Source organism: Bradyrhizobium sp. 215_C5_N1_1 (genome assembly GCF_052075935.1).
Taxonomy (GTDB): Bacteria; Pseudomonadota; Alphaproteobacteria; order Rhizobiales; family Xanthobacteraceae; genus Bradyrhizobium; species Bradyrhizobium barranii.
Genome location: NZ_CP197228.1, coordinates 1,879,772 through 1,893,827, shown reverse-complemented (window position 1 = coordinate 1,893,827; position 14,056 = coordinate 1,879,772). Strand labels below are relative to the sequence as shown.

At 63.6% G+C, this 14,056-nt stretch carries 16 protein-coding genes; 13 read left to right on the top strand and 3 right to left on the bottom strand.

The genetic code is table 11. The annotated features are described in order from the left end of the window. Positions 1–6: 6 nt before the first annotated feature. From pqqD to AB7G19_RS08825, 7 genes are all read left to right on the top strand, one after another. Positions 7–318 (top strand): pyrroloquinoline quinone biosynthesis peptide chaperone PqqD, encoded by a 312-nt coding sequence (pqqD, locus tag AB7G19_RS08855; protein ID WP_028147039.1) that lies wholly within the window; start codon positions 7–9, stop codon positions 316–318. Continuing rightward, entirely contained in the window at positions 315–1,508 is a 1,194-nt protein-coding gene (gene pqqE / locus AB7G19_RS08850; protein ID WP_063981424.1) for a pyrroloquinoline quinone biosynthesis protein PqqE, read from the top strand. The genes pqqD and pqqE overlap by 4 nt, the downstream gene beginning before the upstream one ends. Next, positions 1,498–2,484, top strand: coding sequence for a prolyl aminopeptidase (gene pip / locus AB7G19_RS08845; protein WP_063981423.1), 987 nt, complete (start codon positions 1,498–1,500; stop codon positions 2,482–2,484). Before pqqE ends, pip begins: the two co-directional genes overlap by 11 nt. Before the next feature lie 143 nt (positions 2,485–2,627). Continuing rightward, positions 2,628–3,305 (top strand): DUF4286 family protein, encoded by a 678-nt coding sequence (locus AB7G19_RS08840; RefSeq protein ID WP_063981422.1) that lies wholly within the window; start codon positions 2,628–2,630, stop codon positions 3,303–3,305. Positions 3,306–3,540: 235 nt separating this feature from the next. Next, the gene (locus AB7G19_RS08835; RefSeq protein ID WP_063981421.1) at positions 3,541–5,340 is read left to right on the top strand and encodes an FAD-dependent oxidoreductase; all 1,800 of its coding nucleotides are present in this window, start codon (positions 3,541–3,543) and stop codon (positions 5,338–5,340) included. Continuing rightward, positions 5,310–7,157 (top strand): 2-oxoacid:acceptor oxidoreductase subunit alpha, encoded by a 1,848-nt coding sequence (locus tag AB7G19_RS08830; RefSeq protein WP_441267753.1) that lies wholly within the window; start codon positions 5,310–5,312, stop codon positions 7,155–7,157. The genes AB7G19_RS08835 and AB7G19_RS08830 overlap by 31 nt, the downstream gene beginning before the upstream one ends. Continuing rightward, positions 7,154–8,209, top strand: a complete 1,056-nt coding sequence (locus tag AB7G19_RS08825) for a 2-oxoacid:ferredoxin oxidoreductase subunit beta (protein ID WP_063981419.1) — start codon at positions 7,154–7,156, stop codon at positions 8,207–8,209. The genes AB7G19_RS08830 and AB7G19_RS08825 overlap by 4 nt, the downstream gene beginning before the upstream one ends. Here AB7G19_RS08825 and AB7G19_RS08820 read toward each other — a convergent pair whose 3' ends face one another. The 3 genes from AB7G19_RS08820 to AB7G19_RS08810 all read right to left on the bottom strand — a co-directional run bounded on the left by AB7G19_RS08820 (position 8,210) and on the right by AB7G19_RS08810 (position 11,137). Beyond that, positions 8,210–8,656: a DUF4399 domain-containing protein gene (locus tag AB7G19_RS08820; RefSeq protein WP_063981418.1), complete on the bottom strand. Its 447-nt coding sequence runs from the start codon at positions 8,654–8,656 to the stop codon at positions 8,210–8,212. 17 nt (positions 8,657–8,673) lie between these two features. Continuing rightward, positions 8,674–10,290 carry an SUMF1/EgtB/PvdO family nonheme iron enzyme gene (locus AB7G19_RS08815; protein ID WP_063981417.1) on the bottom strand — a complete coding sequence of 539 codons (1,617 nt, stop codon included), beginning with the start codon at positions 10,288–10,290 and terminating at the stop codon, positions 8,674–8,676. Positions 10,291–10,552: 262 nt separating this feature from the next. After that, complete coding sequence (locus tag AB7G19_RS08810; protein ID WP_063981416.1) at positions 10,553–11,137, bottom strand: STM3941 family protein; 585 nt, start codon at positions 11,135–11,137, stop codon at positions 10,553–10,555. A gap of 209 nt (positions 11,138–11,346) precedes the next feature. On the opposite strand from AB7G19_RS08810, the gene AB7G19_RS08805 reads away from it, so the two are divergent. From AB7G19_RS08805 to AB7G19_RS08780, 6 genes are all read left to right on the top strand, one after another. Beyond that, positions 11,347–11,967 (top strand): hypothetical protein, encoded by a 621-nt coding sequence (locus tag AB7G19_RS08805; protein WP_063986128.1) that lies wholly within the window; start codon positions 11,347–11,349, stop codon positions 11,965–11,967. A gap of 39 nt (positions 11,968–12,006) precedes the next feature. Then, on the top strand, positions 12,007–12,456 hold the full coding sequence (locus AB7G19_RS08800) for a DsrE family protein (protein ID WP_063981415.1): 450 nt from the start codon (positions 12,007–12,009) through the stop codon (positions 12,454–12,456). A gap of 87 nt (positions 12,457–12,543) precedes the next feature. Beyond that, positions 12,544–12,867, top strand: coding sequence for an ArsR/SmtB family transcription factor (locus AB7G19_RS08795; RefSeq protein ID WP_028147048.1), 324 nt, complete (start codon positions 12,544–12,546; stop codon positions 12,865–12,867). After that, the gene (locus AB7G19_RS08790) at positions 12,864–13,295 is read left to right on the top strand and encodes an SRPBCC family protein (protein ID WP_063981414.1); all 432 of its coding nucleotides are present in this window, start codon (positions 12,864–12,866) and stop codon (positions 13,293–13,295) included. Before AB7G19_RS08795 ends, AB7G19_RS08790 begins: the two co-directional genes overlap by 4 nt. 44 nt (positions 13,296–13,339) lie before the next feature. Continuing rightward, on the top strand, positions 13,340–13,558 hold the full coding sequence (locus AB7G19_RS08785) for a hypothetical protein (RefSeq protein ID WP_063981413.1): 219 nt from the start codon (positions 13,340–13,342) through the stop codon (positions 13,556–13,558). Positions 13,559–13,560: 2 nt separating this feature from the next. Further along, the gene (locus AB7G19_RS08780; protein WP_063986127.1) at positions 13,561–14,001 is read left to right on the top strand and encodes a DUF1801 domain-containing protein; all 441 of its coding nucleotides are present in this window, start codon (positions 13,561–13,563) and stop codon (positions 13,999–14,001) included. Positions 14,002–14,056: the final 55 nt, after the last annotated feature.

Here is a 14,056-nt window from a genome sequence, read left to right as displayed (position 1 = left end):
AGAGCAATGGCCGGGCCGCGGAACATCAGCGTCAGCGAGGCAAGCCGCCCGGTGCTGCCGCGGCATGCCAAGCTGAAATATGACGAGACGCGCAAGGTCTGGGTGATCCTGGCGCCGGAACGGGTGCTGGCGCCCGACGAGATCGCGGTCGAGGTCTTGCAGCTCTGCGATGGCGAGCGCAATGTCGGCGACGTCGCCGACCAGCTGGCCGCGAAATACGCCGCGCCGCGCGAAGCGATCCTGGCGGACGTCATCGTCATGCTGCAGGATCTCGCCGACAAGGGCTTCCTCACCGAGGCCCGGGAGAAGACGTCATGAGCGACCTGCTCGGCAATCTTCCGCCCGACATCAGCGACAGCCTCGCGGTGCTGGAGAAGCAACGCTCGACAGCGGAGACGTTCGGCATTCCGCTCGCCGTATTGCTCGAGATCACGCATCGCTGCCCGCTGCAATGCCCCTATTGCTCCAATCCGGTCGAGCTCGACCGCTCCGGCAAGGAACTGACGACCGAGGAGTGGAAGAAGGTCTTGAGCGAGCTCGCCGAGATCGGCGTGCTCCAGGTGCATTTCTCCGGCGGCGAGCCGACGGCGCGGAAGGACCTCGTCGAGCTGGTCAAGCATGCCAGCGACGTCGGCCTCTATACCAATCTGATCACCTCGGCCGTGCTGCTGACGCGCGAGCGGCTGAGCGAGCTGGCGGATGCCGGGCTCTGCCATGTGCAGATCAGTTTCCAGGGCGTTGAAGAAGGTCTCGCCGACCGCGTCGCCGGCTACAAGAACGGGCATCGCAAGAAGCTCGAAGTGGCGAAATGGACGCGCGAGCTCGATCTGCCGCTCACCGTGAACGCGGTGATGCACCGGCAGAACCTGCACCAGCTCCCCGACATCATCCAGATGTCGATCGATCTCGATGCCGACCGGCTCGAGGTCGCCAATGTCCAATATTACGGCTGGGCGCTGAAGAACCGCGCCGCGCTGATGCCGACCGTGGCGCAGTTAGACGAATGCACCCGCATCGTCGAGGAGGCGCGCGAGCGGCTGAAGGGCACGCTCGCCATCGACTACGTCGTTCCCGATTATTACGCGCTGCGGCCGAAGAAATGCATGGGCGGCTGGGGCCGGCAGTTCTTCAACATCTCGCCGGCCGGCAAGGTGCTGCCCTGCCACGCCGCCGAGAGCATCACCGGGCTCGACTTCGAATCCGTGCGCTCCAATCATTCGATCGCCTGGATCTGGCAGAACTCGGACGCCTTCAACCGCTATCGCGGCACCGGTTGGATGAAGGAGCCGTGCAAGACCTGCGAATTCCGCGAGATCGATTTCGGCGGCTGCCGCTGCCAGGCCTTTGCGCTGACGGGCGACGCCGCCAACACCGATCCCGCCTGCGCGCTGTCGCCGCTGCACGAGACCATCTTCAAGCAGGCCGAGCGCGAGGCCGAGGGCGAGACCAACCGCTTCCTCTATCGCAATTTCGCCGGCGGCACTCTGGAATCCGGGAATGATGCCTGACGCCGACGCGGCCGCATCCGCCAAACGTGCCGATCCCTTTGCGCCGCTGACCTCCGACATGCTCGACGTCGGCGACGGCCACGAGCTCTATGTCGAGAGCGTCGGCCGCGCTGACGGCATCCCCGCCATCTATCTGCATGGCGGGCCCGGCAGCGGCTGCCAACCCGACCATCGCAAGCTGTTCGATCCCGAACGCTTCTGCGCGGTGCTGTTCGACCAGCGCGGCTGCGGCCGCAGCCGTCCCAAGGGATCGCGGGAAAATAACACGACGGCGCATCTGATCGCGGACATGGAGAAGATCCGCGAGAAATTCGGCTTCGACCGCTGGATGGTGGTCGGCGGCTCCTGGGGCGCGACGCTGGCGCTGGCCTATGCCGAGGCCCATCCCGACCGCATCTCCGGCATTGCGCTCCGCGCAACCTTCCTGGGCACCCGTGCCGAGGTCGAAACCGCTTTCACGTCGCGCCTGTCGCAATTCTATCCAGCGCTCCACGAGGATTTTCTCAGCGTGCTGCCGCCCGATGAGCGCGCACACCCGGTGGACGCCTATTGGCGCCGCATCCTCGATGCCGATCCGGCCCTGCATGGTCCCGCCGCGCGGGCCTGGCACGACACCGAACGCGTCCTGTCTGAGCACAAGGCGGCCAAGACGGGGCTGGACCTCGCATCGCTGAACGTGTGGCGCACGCTGCCTGCGACGCCATTCATGGAGGCACATTATTTCGTCCACGACAGCTTCATGACGGACGACCAGCTGTTGCGGAACGCCGGCAAGCTCGCTGGCATTCCCGGCATCATCGTGCAGGGCCGCTACGATCTGTTGTGCCCTCCTGAGACATCCGAGCGGCTTGCGAAAGTTTGGCCGGGTTCCGAGATTCGGATCGTGGAAGAAGCCGGACATTCGCTCTATGATGCCGGCGTGCGGGACGCGGTCATGAAGTCGATCGCCGATCTCGCGTCGAAAGCCGCGCGCTAGATCGATCTCCTCATCCTGAGGAGCGCTCCAAAAGGAACGCGTCTCGAAGGATAAGGCCCGGATCTAGCAGTGGGGCCTTCATGGTTCGCGACGCCACTTCGTGGCTCCTCGCCATGAGGGTCTGAATGGGAAGGACAAGAACAATGCCGCTCGCCGGGCAAGGCATGCTGCTGACGTCGATGAACATCGACGTTCCAGATGAGGCCGATTTCAATCGCTGGTACGATCGCGAGCATCTGGAAGAGCGCGTCGCGATCGAGGGTTTCCTGGAGGCGCGGCGCTATGTCGCGCATGCTGCCAATCCCAAATATCTCTCGCTGTACTCGACCGCGACGCTCGACGTGCTCGACAGTCCCGCCTACCGGGCCCGCCTCGCCAACCAGACCGAATGGTCGCGGCGGACCATGGCGCATTTCAAGAACATGCTGCGCGTGGTCGCGCGCATCACCATCAGCAAGGGCACCGGTCGCGGCGCAGCACTCGGGCTGGTGCGGCTGCGGCCGAGCGCCGACAATGCCGGGACATGGCGTGATGCACTGCACGAAAAGCTGACGCCCGGGGAGCGCGAGGGCATCATCTCGATGCATCTGCTCGAAAGCGAGCCGGAATTGTCGGGCGCGACCGCAGACATTCCAGCGGTGCGCAATGAGGGCGCGCGCGACTGGTTCGTGCTGATCGACGGCACGCATGTCGGCGCGGTCTCCGCGGTCATTGCCGAACGCTTCACCGGCCCCGCCGCATCGCCCTTCCCGCTTCCTGTCTCCGTCGGCACTTACAGCCTGATGTGGGATCTCGCGAAGAGCGATATCGCGTCCGGCTAGCGGCCATCCGCAACGCAACATATTGCACCGCACGCACCTTGCGTGCGGCCGTTAATGCTGAGCGCGCGCAGCACCTATGAAAGCAGGTGATCGCATAAATTTGCCGTTGTACTTCGGAATGATTCTAATAAGCTAACCCAATGACGTCATTCATAAACCAGATCGACGCGCATTAGCGTTCGCCAAGCTCAAGAAAAGGCCGCCGGGTCTTTGGGCCTGTGCGGACAGGGTAGGAATGAAACCGACCGACATCGCGGCCCCCGACTACTTTCACAAAGTGGTCGATTGCCAGTGGGCCTGTCCTGCACACACCCCGGTTCCCGAATACATCCGACTGATCGCACAAGGCCGCTACAGCGACGCCTACATGATCAATTGGAAATCGAACGTGTTTCCCGGAATTCTGGGACGCACCTGCGATCGTCCATGCGAGCCGGCGTGCCGTCGCGGACGCGTCGAGGAAACGCCGGTGGCGATCTGCCGCCTCAAGCGCGTCGCCGCCGACTTCAAGGACGACATCAGGCAGCGCCTGCCGCGTCCGTCGCCGAAGAACGGCAAGCGCGTTGCGTTCGTCGGCGGTGGCCCCGCCTCGCTGACGGTGGCGCGCGATCTTGCCCCGCTCGGCTATCACTGCACCGTGTTCGACGGCGATCCCGAGGCCGGCGGCATGATGCGCACGCAAATCCCGAAATTCCGCCTGCCCAATTCGGTCATTGACGAGGAGACCGGCTACATCCTCGATCTCGGCGTCGAATTCAAAGGCGGCCACCGCATCGAGAGCATGAAGGCGCTGCTCGCGGAGAAATACGACGCGATCTTCGTCGGCTCCGGCGCACCGCGCGGACGCGAGCTCGATGTTCCGGGCCGGAAAGAGGCTGCCGCCAACATCCATATCGGCATCGATTGGCTGTCTTCGGTGTCATTCGGCCATATCGACAAGATCGGCAAGCGCGTGATCGTGCTCGGCGGCGGCAACACCGCGATGGATTGCTGCCGCACCGCGCGCCGCCTCGGCGGCGCAGACGTGAAAGTCATTGTGCGCTCCGGCTTCGAGGAGATGAAGGCCTCGCCCTGGGAGAAGGAAGACGCGATCCACGAGGACATTCCGATCCTCAACTACATGGTGCCGGTGGCATTCAAGCATGTCGCCGGCAAGCTCATCGGCGTCACCTTCCAGCACGTCAAAGCCGAATACGACGCCAAAGGCCGCCGCAATCTGGTGCCTTCGGGCGACCCCGATCAAACCATTCCCTGCGACGACGTGCTGGTCGCGGTCGGCCAGGAGAACGCCTTCCCCTGGATCGAGCAGGATTGCGGCATCGAGTTCGACAAATGGCACATGCCCAAGGTCGATCCGAAGACCTTCGTCTCGACCAATCCGAAAGTGTTCTTCGGCGGCGACGCCGCGTTCGGCCCGAAGAACATCATCTGGGCCGTGGCGCAGGGCCACGACGCCGCGCTGTCGATCCACAAGATGCTCTCGGGCGATGACATCACCGAACGGCCGCTGCCGGAGGTGCAAATCTCCTCGCAGAAGATGGGCATCCACGAATGGAGCTATGACAACGACATCTCCAACGACAAGCGCTTCAAGGTTCCGCATCGCGACAAGGTGATTGCGCTGAAGGACATCCGAACCGAGGTCGAGCTCGGCTACGACGTCAAGCTGGCGCTGGGCGAAGCCGAGCGCTGCCTGAACTGCGACGTCCAGACCGTGTTCTCGACCTCGCTCTGCATCGAGTGCGACGCCTGCGTCGATATCTGCCCGATGGACTGCATCACCTTCACTGATAATGGCGAGGAAAGTGACCTACGCCAGCGCCTGAAGGCGCCCTCGCCACATCCCGACCAGGACCTTTACGTCTCCAGCGACCTCAAGACCGGGCGCGTGATGGTCAAGGACGAGGACGTCTGCCTGCATTGCGGGCTGTGCGCCGAGCGCTGTCCCACCGGAGCCTGGGACATGCAGAAATATTTCATCGAGATGACTTACGCAGGTTCGACATGTCCGACAAAAAGCCGCTCAGCAGCGTAAACGACTTCGTCGTCCGCTTCGCCAACGTCAACGGCTCGGGCTCGGCCAGCGCCAACGAGATGTTCGCGCGCGCGATCCTGCGTCACGGCGTTCCGGTCTCCCCCCGCAACATCTTCCCCTCCAACATCCAGGGCCTGCCGACCTGGTACGAGGTGCGGGTGACGGAAGACGGCCATCTCGGCGCCCGTGGCGGCGTCGACATGATGGTGGCGATGAACCCGCAGACCTGGGACAAGGACATCGCCGGCATCGAGCCCGGCGGCTATCTGTTCTACGATTCCACCAAGCCGATGCCGTCGACCAAATTCCGCGACGACATCACTGTGATCGGCGTGCCGCTCACCGCGATCACCAACTCGACCTACACCGATCCGCGCCAGCGCCAGCTGTTCAAGAACATCATCTATCTGGGCAGCCTCTCGGCGCTGCTCGACATGGACCCGAAGCTGATCGAACAGCTGATCGGCGAGCAGTACAAGGGCAAGGAGAAGCTGCTCTCCTCCAACGTCCATGCGCTGCATCTCGGCCGCGACTGGGCGCTGCAGAATTTGAAATGCCCGATCGGGCTGCGGGTGAAGAAAACCGACAAGGTCGGCGACCGCATCTTCATCGAGGGCAACAGCGCCGCCGCGCTCGGCGCGGTCTATGGCGGCGCCACCGTGTGCGCCTGGTATCCGATCACGCCGTCCTCGTCGGTGGCGGAGGCTTTCACCGCCCACTGCAAGAAGTATCGGCACGATCCTGAAACGGGCAAGGCGAAATACGCCATCGTGCAGGGCGAGGACGAGCTGGCTTCGATCGGTATCGTCATCGGCGCCTCCTGGAACGGCGCCCGCGCCTTCACCGCGACCTCCGGCCCCGGCATCTCCTTGATGACCGAGTTCATCGGCCTCTCCTATTTCGCCGAGATTCCGGCCGTGATCATGAACATCCAGCGCGCCGGTCCCTCGACCGGCATGCCGACCCGCACCCAGCAATGCGACATCATCGCCTGCGCCTATGCCTCGCATGGCGACACCAAGCACGTGCTGCTGTTCCCGGAAGATCCGGCCGAGGCCTTCGAGTTCGCGGCGGCCGCGTTCGATCTTGCCGAGCGGCTCCAGACCACGATCTTCCTGATGCTCGACCTCGACATCGGGATGAACCACCGTCTCTGCCGCCCGCTGAAGTGGGACGACGCGAAACAGTATGACCGCGGCAAGGTGATGACCACGGAGATGCTGGAGGAAGGCCGCGACTTCGGCCGCTATCTCGACGTCGACGGCGACGGCATTCCCTACCGCACCTATCCCGGCACGCATCCGACCAAGGGCTCCTATTTCACCCGCGGCACCTCGCGCGACCGCTATGCGCGCTACTCCGAGGAAGGCTCGGTCTATGCCGACAACATGCAGCGTCTGGTGCGCAAGTTCGAGACCGCGCAGGACCTGGTCCCGCGCCCGCTCCAGGCCAACGCGGAACGGCCGACCAAATATGGCGTGATCTATTTCGGCTCGACCTCGCCCGCGATGGACGAGGCGATCAGCCTGCTGGAGGCGCGCGGACATCAGCTCGACCGCCTGCGCATCCGCGCCTTCCCGTTCCACTCGAGCGTGGCGAGCTTCCTTGCCGAGCACGACTTCGTCTACGTGGTCGAGCAGAACCGCGACGCCCAGCTCCGCCAGCTCATCGTCAACGAGAACGGCATCGACCCGGTGCGCCTGGTGCCGATCGTGCATTACGACGGCACACCGATCACCGCCCGTTTCATCGCAAAAGCCATTGGCGACCACCAGGATCACCTCAAGGTGACCCCGCTCCGCAAGGCCGTGTCATGACCTATATTGCCAAGCCGAAGTTCCATCATCCGGGCCTCAAGAAGAACGAGCTCGGGTACACGCACCGCGACTACGAGGGCAAGATCTCGACCCTGTGCGCCGGCTGCGGCCATGACTCGATCACGGCCTCGATCATCGAGGCCTGCTACGAGCTCTCGATCGAGCCGCATCGGGTTGCGAAAATCTCCGGCATCGGCTGCTCCTCGAAGACGCCGGACTATTTTCTGGGCAATTCGCACGGCTTCAACTCCGTGCACGGCCGCATGCCGTCGGTCTTGACCGGCGCCAACCTCGCCAACCGCGATCTGATCTATCTCGGCGTCTCCGGCGACGGCGATTCCGCCTCGATCGGCTTCGGCCAGTTCGCTCATTCGATCCGGCGCGGCGTCAACATGACCTATATCGTCGAGAACAACGGCGTTTACGGCCTGACCAAGGGCCAGTTCTCGGCCACCGCCGACCGCGGCTCGAAGTCCAAGAAGGGCGTCACCAACACCGACAACGCGATCGACCTCGTCGCGATCGCGCTGCAGCTAGGGGCCACCTTCGTCGCGCGCTCGTTCTCCGGCGACAAGAGCCAGCTGGTGCCGCTGATCGCGGCCGCGATCGGCCACAAGGGCGCATCCTTCATCGACGTCATCAGCCCCTGCATCGCCTTCAACAACCACGCCGGCTCGACCAAGAGCTTCGACTATGTGCGGGAGCACAATGACGCCGTGAACCGGCTCGACGTGCTGGTCGGCCGCGATCCCATCGCCGTCGAGTATGCGCCGGGAACGGTGCAGGTGGTCGAGCAGCACGACGGCAGCAAGATCGCGCTGCGCAAGATCGACGCGGATTACGACCCGCACGACCGCCTCGGCGCCCAGACCTTCCTCCAGAAGCACGCCGCCAAGGGCCAGATCGTCACCGGTCTGCTCTACGTCGATCCCGATGCGGAAGACCTGCACACGCATCTCAACACGGTCGAGACGCCGCTCAATACGCTGGAGGCGGACACGCTGTGCCCGGGCTCGGCTGCGCTGGACAAGTTCAACGCCAGCCTGCGGTGATCATCGACCGCGCTCGACCGGCTGCCTGACACGTATGGTGATCTTCTCCGATACGACAGGCGGCTCGAACGGATAGTGCTTCGCGTCGCCCAGCACCAGTTGCAGCGTGTGCATCCCGGGTGGAAGTTCGAGCAGGGTTTCGGTCTGCCCCGCCCCGAAGTGCAGATGCGACTTGTCCTGCGGGATCGGCTCCTTGGGATCGATGGGATCGTTGACGTCGACCAGCAAATGATGATGGCCGGCGTTCTGGTACTCGTCGCCGGCGTGCGTCACGCCCATATTGCGCAAGCCGAACCGGACCCAGAACCCGCCCCGAACCTTCTGCCCGTCACGCGGGGTGATGAAATAGAGCTTGGCATCCTTGGGAGCGGTCTTGCCCTGCGGATAGGCGACGCCTGGGAGTAATGCGAGCGCCGCCGCCAGGGCGGCGCAACGAATGATCTGCATCGAAATGACTCCACCACTTAAGGACTTAGCGCAACGCGGAATCCATGCGTCGGATAACGAACATTGGTATCGTAGCCATCGCGGTTGGACGGCCTCACATATCTCGAATCGTTCTTCCATGAACCCGAGCGCAGGACATGCGACGAGCAGTCCCCGCCGGTCCATGCCGAGCCGTCACCGGGTGCGCCCTGATAGGTCCTGCGCCAGCAGTCCTCGACCCACTGATCGACACCGCCACCCATGTCGTGGAGGCCGAACGGATTCGGCTTGAAGCTGCCGACCTTCGCCGGCTGCTCGGCCGCGAGGTCACCGCAATCCTTGCATCCCGCCATGCCCGGCTGGAGCTTGTCGCCCCACCAATATTTCGTCTGCGTCCCGCCGCGCGCGGCGTATTCCCATTCGGCTTCGCTCGGAAGCCGATACGACTTCTTCGTGGTCCGCGCGAGCCAGGCCGCATATTGCTGCGCGTCGGTCCAACTCACATTGGTGATCGGCGCATCGTCCTTGCCGATGGCGGTGAAGCCGCACGCCTTTGCAGCCGCGCATTCGTTCCATTCCCGCACGGTCACCGGATACTTTCCGATCGAGAACGGCTTGACCGTGACCTGGTGGACGGGACGTTCGGTCGGATCGTCATTGCTTCCCATCGCGAAACTGCCGCCGCGAATGGCGATCATCTCGGGTTCGCGGAGCGACGTGGCCGATGGGCTTGGTGCTGGACTCGACGTCGAAGCACTTGACGTCGAAGCACTTGGCGCGGAAGCACTTGGCGCCGGAGCACTTGACGCTGAAGCACTTGGCGCCGGAGCGGGCGATGGAGACGATGCCGCCAATGAAGGAGACGGCTGCGGCGTTTGTGTCGCGGCTTCTCGCGGTGCAGGTTGCGGGCTCGGCGATGCGACCGGAGCAGCAGTCGGCGCGGCGGCCTGCTCCCTCACCCTGCCCGACGGCTGCGCCAGCAGATACCACAACACACCGGAAGCGATCACGAGGAGCGTGACGCCCAGAAGGAAGATCAGGGTATTCTCGCGCCGGCCTCGCGTCCTCCCAACCGCATCTGCGTCCGGCAGCACGCGATAGACGCGCACCGGATCGGTGATGTTCTTGACCTTGCGGTCGCCGAGCGACTCATAGCCGCATACCACCTTGTGCTTGATCTGCTCGTAGATCGCGCCCGAGATATAGACCTGACCGGGCTCGGCGATACCCTCGATGCGCGTGGCGATGTTGACGCCGTCGCCGTAGACATCGTCCGGCTCTACGATCACATCACCGAGATTGACGCCAATCCGATATTCGATCCGGGAGTCCTTCGGAAGCGAAGCGTTGCGCCCGACGAGATTCTGCTGGATGACGATGCTGCAGCGAACGGCCTCGACGGGACTGTCGAAGATCGCGATGAAGCCGTCTCCCGTCGTCTTCACCAACGTTCCATGGTGTTCGACGATGCTGGGCTCGATGAGATCCCGCTCGATCCGCTTAACGCGAACATGCGTGCCTTCCTCGTCGGCCTGCATCAAGCGGCTGTAGGAAGCGATGTCACCGACGATGATTGCGGCGAGACGACGCGGCATCGAGCCGTGTGGAGGCGGCTCGTCATGATTTCCGGATCTGAAGTTACGAATCTCGCCCATTGCGGGGAACTCCACAAACGCGGGTGAGCTTACGACATCGAATTTCAGCTGTCTGTGAAGACTATCACATTGATGATCCGCGACAATCTCGCAGAAATCAGCGGCGCCGAGTTCCCGGGCAGAAGCGCCGCAAGGATTGAACCTTCTCGGACCGACGGCGGACTAAGGCTCGCGCGACCACTCGGCAACGCAGCCTATGCCTGCTTCGACCGCCGCTGCGATGCGCGGCATCTTACCCGATGCAGGCGAATCCTCGCCCGCTTCAGCTGACAGCCTCGGGCTCCGGTTCAGGCTCCGGCACGGAGTGGTCCGAAGGGGCCGGTCGTCCGGCACCCCAATATTGCTTGCAGGTCTCGAGCAATGTCTTGACGTCCATGGTCAGGCCGCCCGCATTGACGATCACGCTGTCAGCGCCAAGCGTCTTGTTCATCAGCGACAAGGCACGCCTCAGGAAGCCCCCGGAGAATCGCCCGGCGACAAGGGGATCGAGCTTGAGCACCACGAACTTCTGCAGGCGCTGCTCCCAGATCTGTATCTTCCGCACGGAGCTCCAAGCGATGGTCTCGTCGGCGAGCCTGAGGTCGCGAATGCCGACACGGCTGATGAAGACGACCGGCGACCTGGCCGAGATCAACCTCCAGAGCATCCTGAAGGTGGCGAGGCCGAAAAACACCGCACCGACATAGCAGGCGGCGACCTCGAACGTGGTGATGTTCTTGCCTTGCTGCCACATGAATGCGAGCGCAGCGCAGAGCAGCGACAGCAGCAGACCGGCGCCGAAAAACACCAGCAGCCGTCCCCGGGAATAGCCGATCGTAATGTTGGGCAAGTTCTGACCTACGGACATGTTCGACCGCCACCAGCCTTTTGCAGCAACCCTGGGTTTACGAACGCCCCTTCTCCCGAGTTATTAGGACTGGAACCTTGCGCGAGGCTGCCCACGGGAATGCAAGGCATCGGCACTTGAACGCGCGGCGTCCGGCTTGCGACTAACCGCCAGTCGGCTCTCACCCCCCTCCGATGCGGCCGTCAATGGTTCGCGCGCCCGGTGCGATCATGAGGCTTGCCCTGCTCCTTCCGCTTGTCCTTGCCGCCTTCGTCGGCGCCGCACGCGCCGAGGAGGCCGACGATATCCGCGAGGCGACCAAGGCCGAGGCCGAAACCTTCAACACGCGCATGTATGCCGGGACACCCGGCAGCAAGGCCTATGCCTGCTTCGTCCGCCGCTACGATGCCGCACATCTGGCGCGGCATCCGAAGCAGAAGGTCGCCTCGATGAAGCTGCTGGTCTCGGCGGAATTGGACAAGGAGGACAAGGAGCTCCACAACTCCTTCCGGCTCGGCTTCAGATACCGCCATCGCTCCGGCGATTTCGACTCCAGTGGCTCCTGTAACCACGCTGTTTTCACCAAGGACGGCACCGAGATCCGGCTCGGCTGCGGTGTCGACTGCGAAGGCGGCGGTATCGGCGTTGCGCTCTCCAGGGACGACAAGTCGGCGATCGTACGGCTGGCGCGGGTCAGGGTCTGGCAGAACAACAAGCCGGACGACGAAGCCGAGCAATCGCTGGTCGCTGGTGCCGACGACGGCATTTTCCGCCTCGACCGCACCGACAACCGCGAATGCGCCTCGCTGGTGACGGACCGCAAGGAACTCGCCGCGCTGCGTCACAAGTGATAGGCCTCGGCGAAATCAGGCCAGTCGAGGGAGATCGCCATGAACCGCCGGAGCATCTTGTGGAGCGCCGTCTCGGCCCTGGGCGCGGCGCTTGGCGGCTCCAGCGCGAAGGCCGCGACGGAAGTCGGCGCGGGCAACAAGCTCAAGGTCGTCTATCACCTGAGCGACGCCGAGAAGGTCAATTTCGTGCTCGGCAACATCCAGAACCACGTTGACGGCGTCGGCGGTCCCCAACACGTCACCATCGCGCTGGTGATTCACGGGCCGGCGCTGAAGGCGTTTCACCGGGCACAGGCCAACCCCGACGTCGGCAAGCGCGTCGGCGATTTCTCCAAGGACGGTGTCGAGCTCGCGGCGTGCGCCAACACTATGAAGGCGCAGAACGTCACGCTGACGGGTTTGCTGCCGGGCTTCGTCAGCGCGGAGAAGGGCGGCGTGGTCCGTTTGGCCGAGCTCCAGTCGCAGGGTTATCTCTACCTGCGGCCTTAGGCGTCGAAGTCTTCCATTCTCCGGCTTGACTTATCCATAACTCTACGGTTATGAGTTAATCCATAACTTATGGGTTATGGATTTCACATGTCCGCCGCGCACGATCTTCTGTTCAGGACGCTCGCCGATCCGACCCGGAGGGCGATCTTCGAGCGGCTATGCCGGGAGGGCGAGCAGACGGTCGGGGCACTGACGGCGACGTCAGGCGTTTCCCAGCCGGCGGTCTCAAAACATCTCGGCGCGCTGAAGCAGGCCGGGCTGGTGCGCGACCGCCATGCAGGACGCCAGACCCATTACAGCGCGCAGCCCGGCGCGCTCAATCCGCTGATCGACTGGACCGGCCAGATGGCCGGCTTCTGGCAGAACCGGCTCGATGCTCTCGACGATCTCCTGAAGAGGATGGACCAATGACCGAAGCTGCCGCCGAGATGCGCTCCGTGGTGATCGAGCGCGAATTTTCCTTCCCGGCCGAGCGGATCTGGCGCGCGCTGACGCAGCCGCATCTGATCGAGGAATGGCTGATGAAGAACGACTTCAAGCCGGTCGTGGGACATCGCTTCAATCTTCGCGGCGAATGGGGCGGCGTGCTGGACTGCGAGGTCCTCACCATCGAGCCGCAGCGCGCGCTCGCCTATACCTGGAATTTCTCGCATGAGAACGCGGCGTTCGATCTGAAAAGCGTGGTGACCTTCACGCTGACGCCGACGAACGCGGGCACGCATTTGCGCGTCGAGCAGGCGGGCTTCAGCCCGACCCAGAAGCAGGCCTATGGCGGCGCGCATGCCGGCTGGAAGCAGTTTTTCGCCAAGCTGGACGAGGTGCTGGCGCGAGCTGACTAGGTCCGTCGCCGGCCTTTATTCGATCATCTCAAGAGGAGGTTTCATTGACCGGGAATATGTGGGTTCGGCAGATCCATCGCTGGCTGTCCATCGCTTTCACGCTCGCCGTGATCGCGAACATTGTTGCCCTGACGCTGCAAATCCAGGCCACGTGGATCGGGCTGCTGGCATTCGTCCCACTGATTCCATTGCTCGCGACCGGGCTCTACATGTTCGCGCTGCCCTATGTCGGCCGCCGCGGCGGCGCGCGGCAAGAGGCGTGATCATGAAGAGGGCTGTGACCGCGAAGACAAGCAGCGCGACCAAGACGGACGGCGCTTCGCCCTCCAGGATGATCGACGGCAGGATCAAGGAGCTCGGCGACTGGCGCGGCGAGATGCTGGGGCGAATCCGCAGCCTGATCAAGCAGGCCGATCCTGACGTCGTCGAGGAATGGAAATGGCGCGGCGTTCCCGTGTGGGAGCACGACGGCATCATCTGCACCGGCGAGACCTACAAGGCCGTCGTGAAGCTGACTTTTGCCAAGGGCGCGGCGCTGGACGACCCGGCCGGCCTGTTCAATTCCAGCCTCGACGGAAACGTGCGCCGCGCGATCGACATTCGCGAAGGCGAAAAGATCAACGAGAAGGCGTTGAAAGCGCTGATCCGCGCGGCGGTGGAGCTGAATGGGTCCAAGAAGAAGCCGGCGAAGAAGCGATCGGCTTAGACCACGTCAAGTCGATGCAAATTCCTGGTGACGGCCAGAGCAAGCGCCTCGTCCT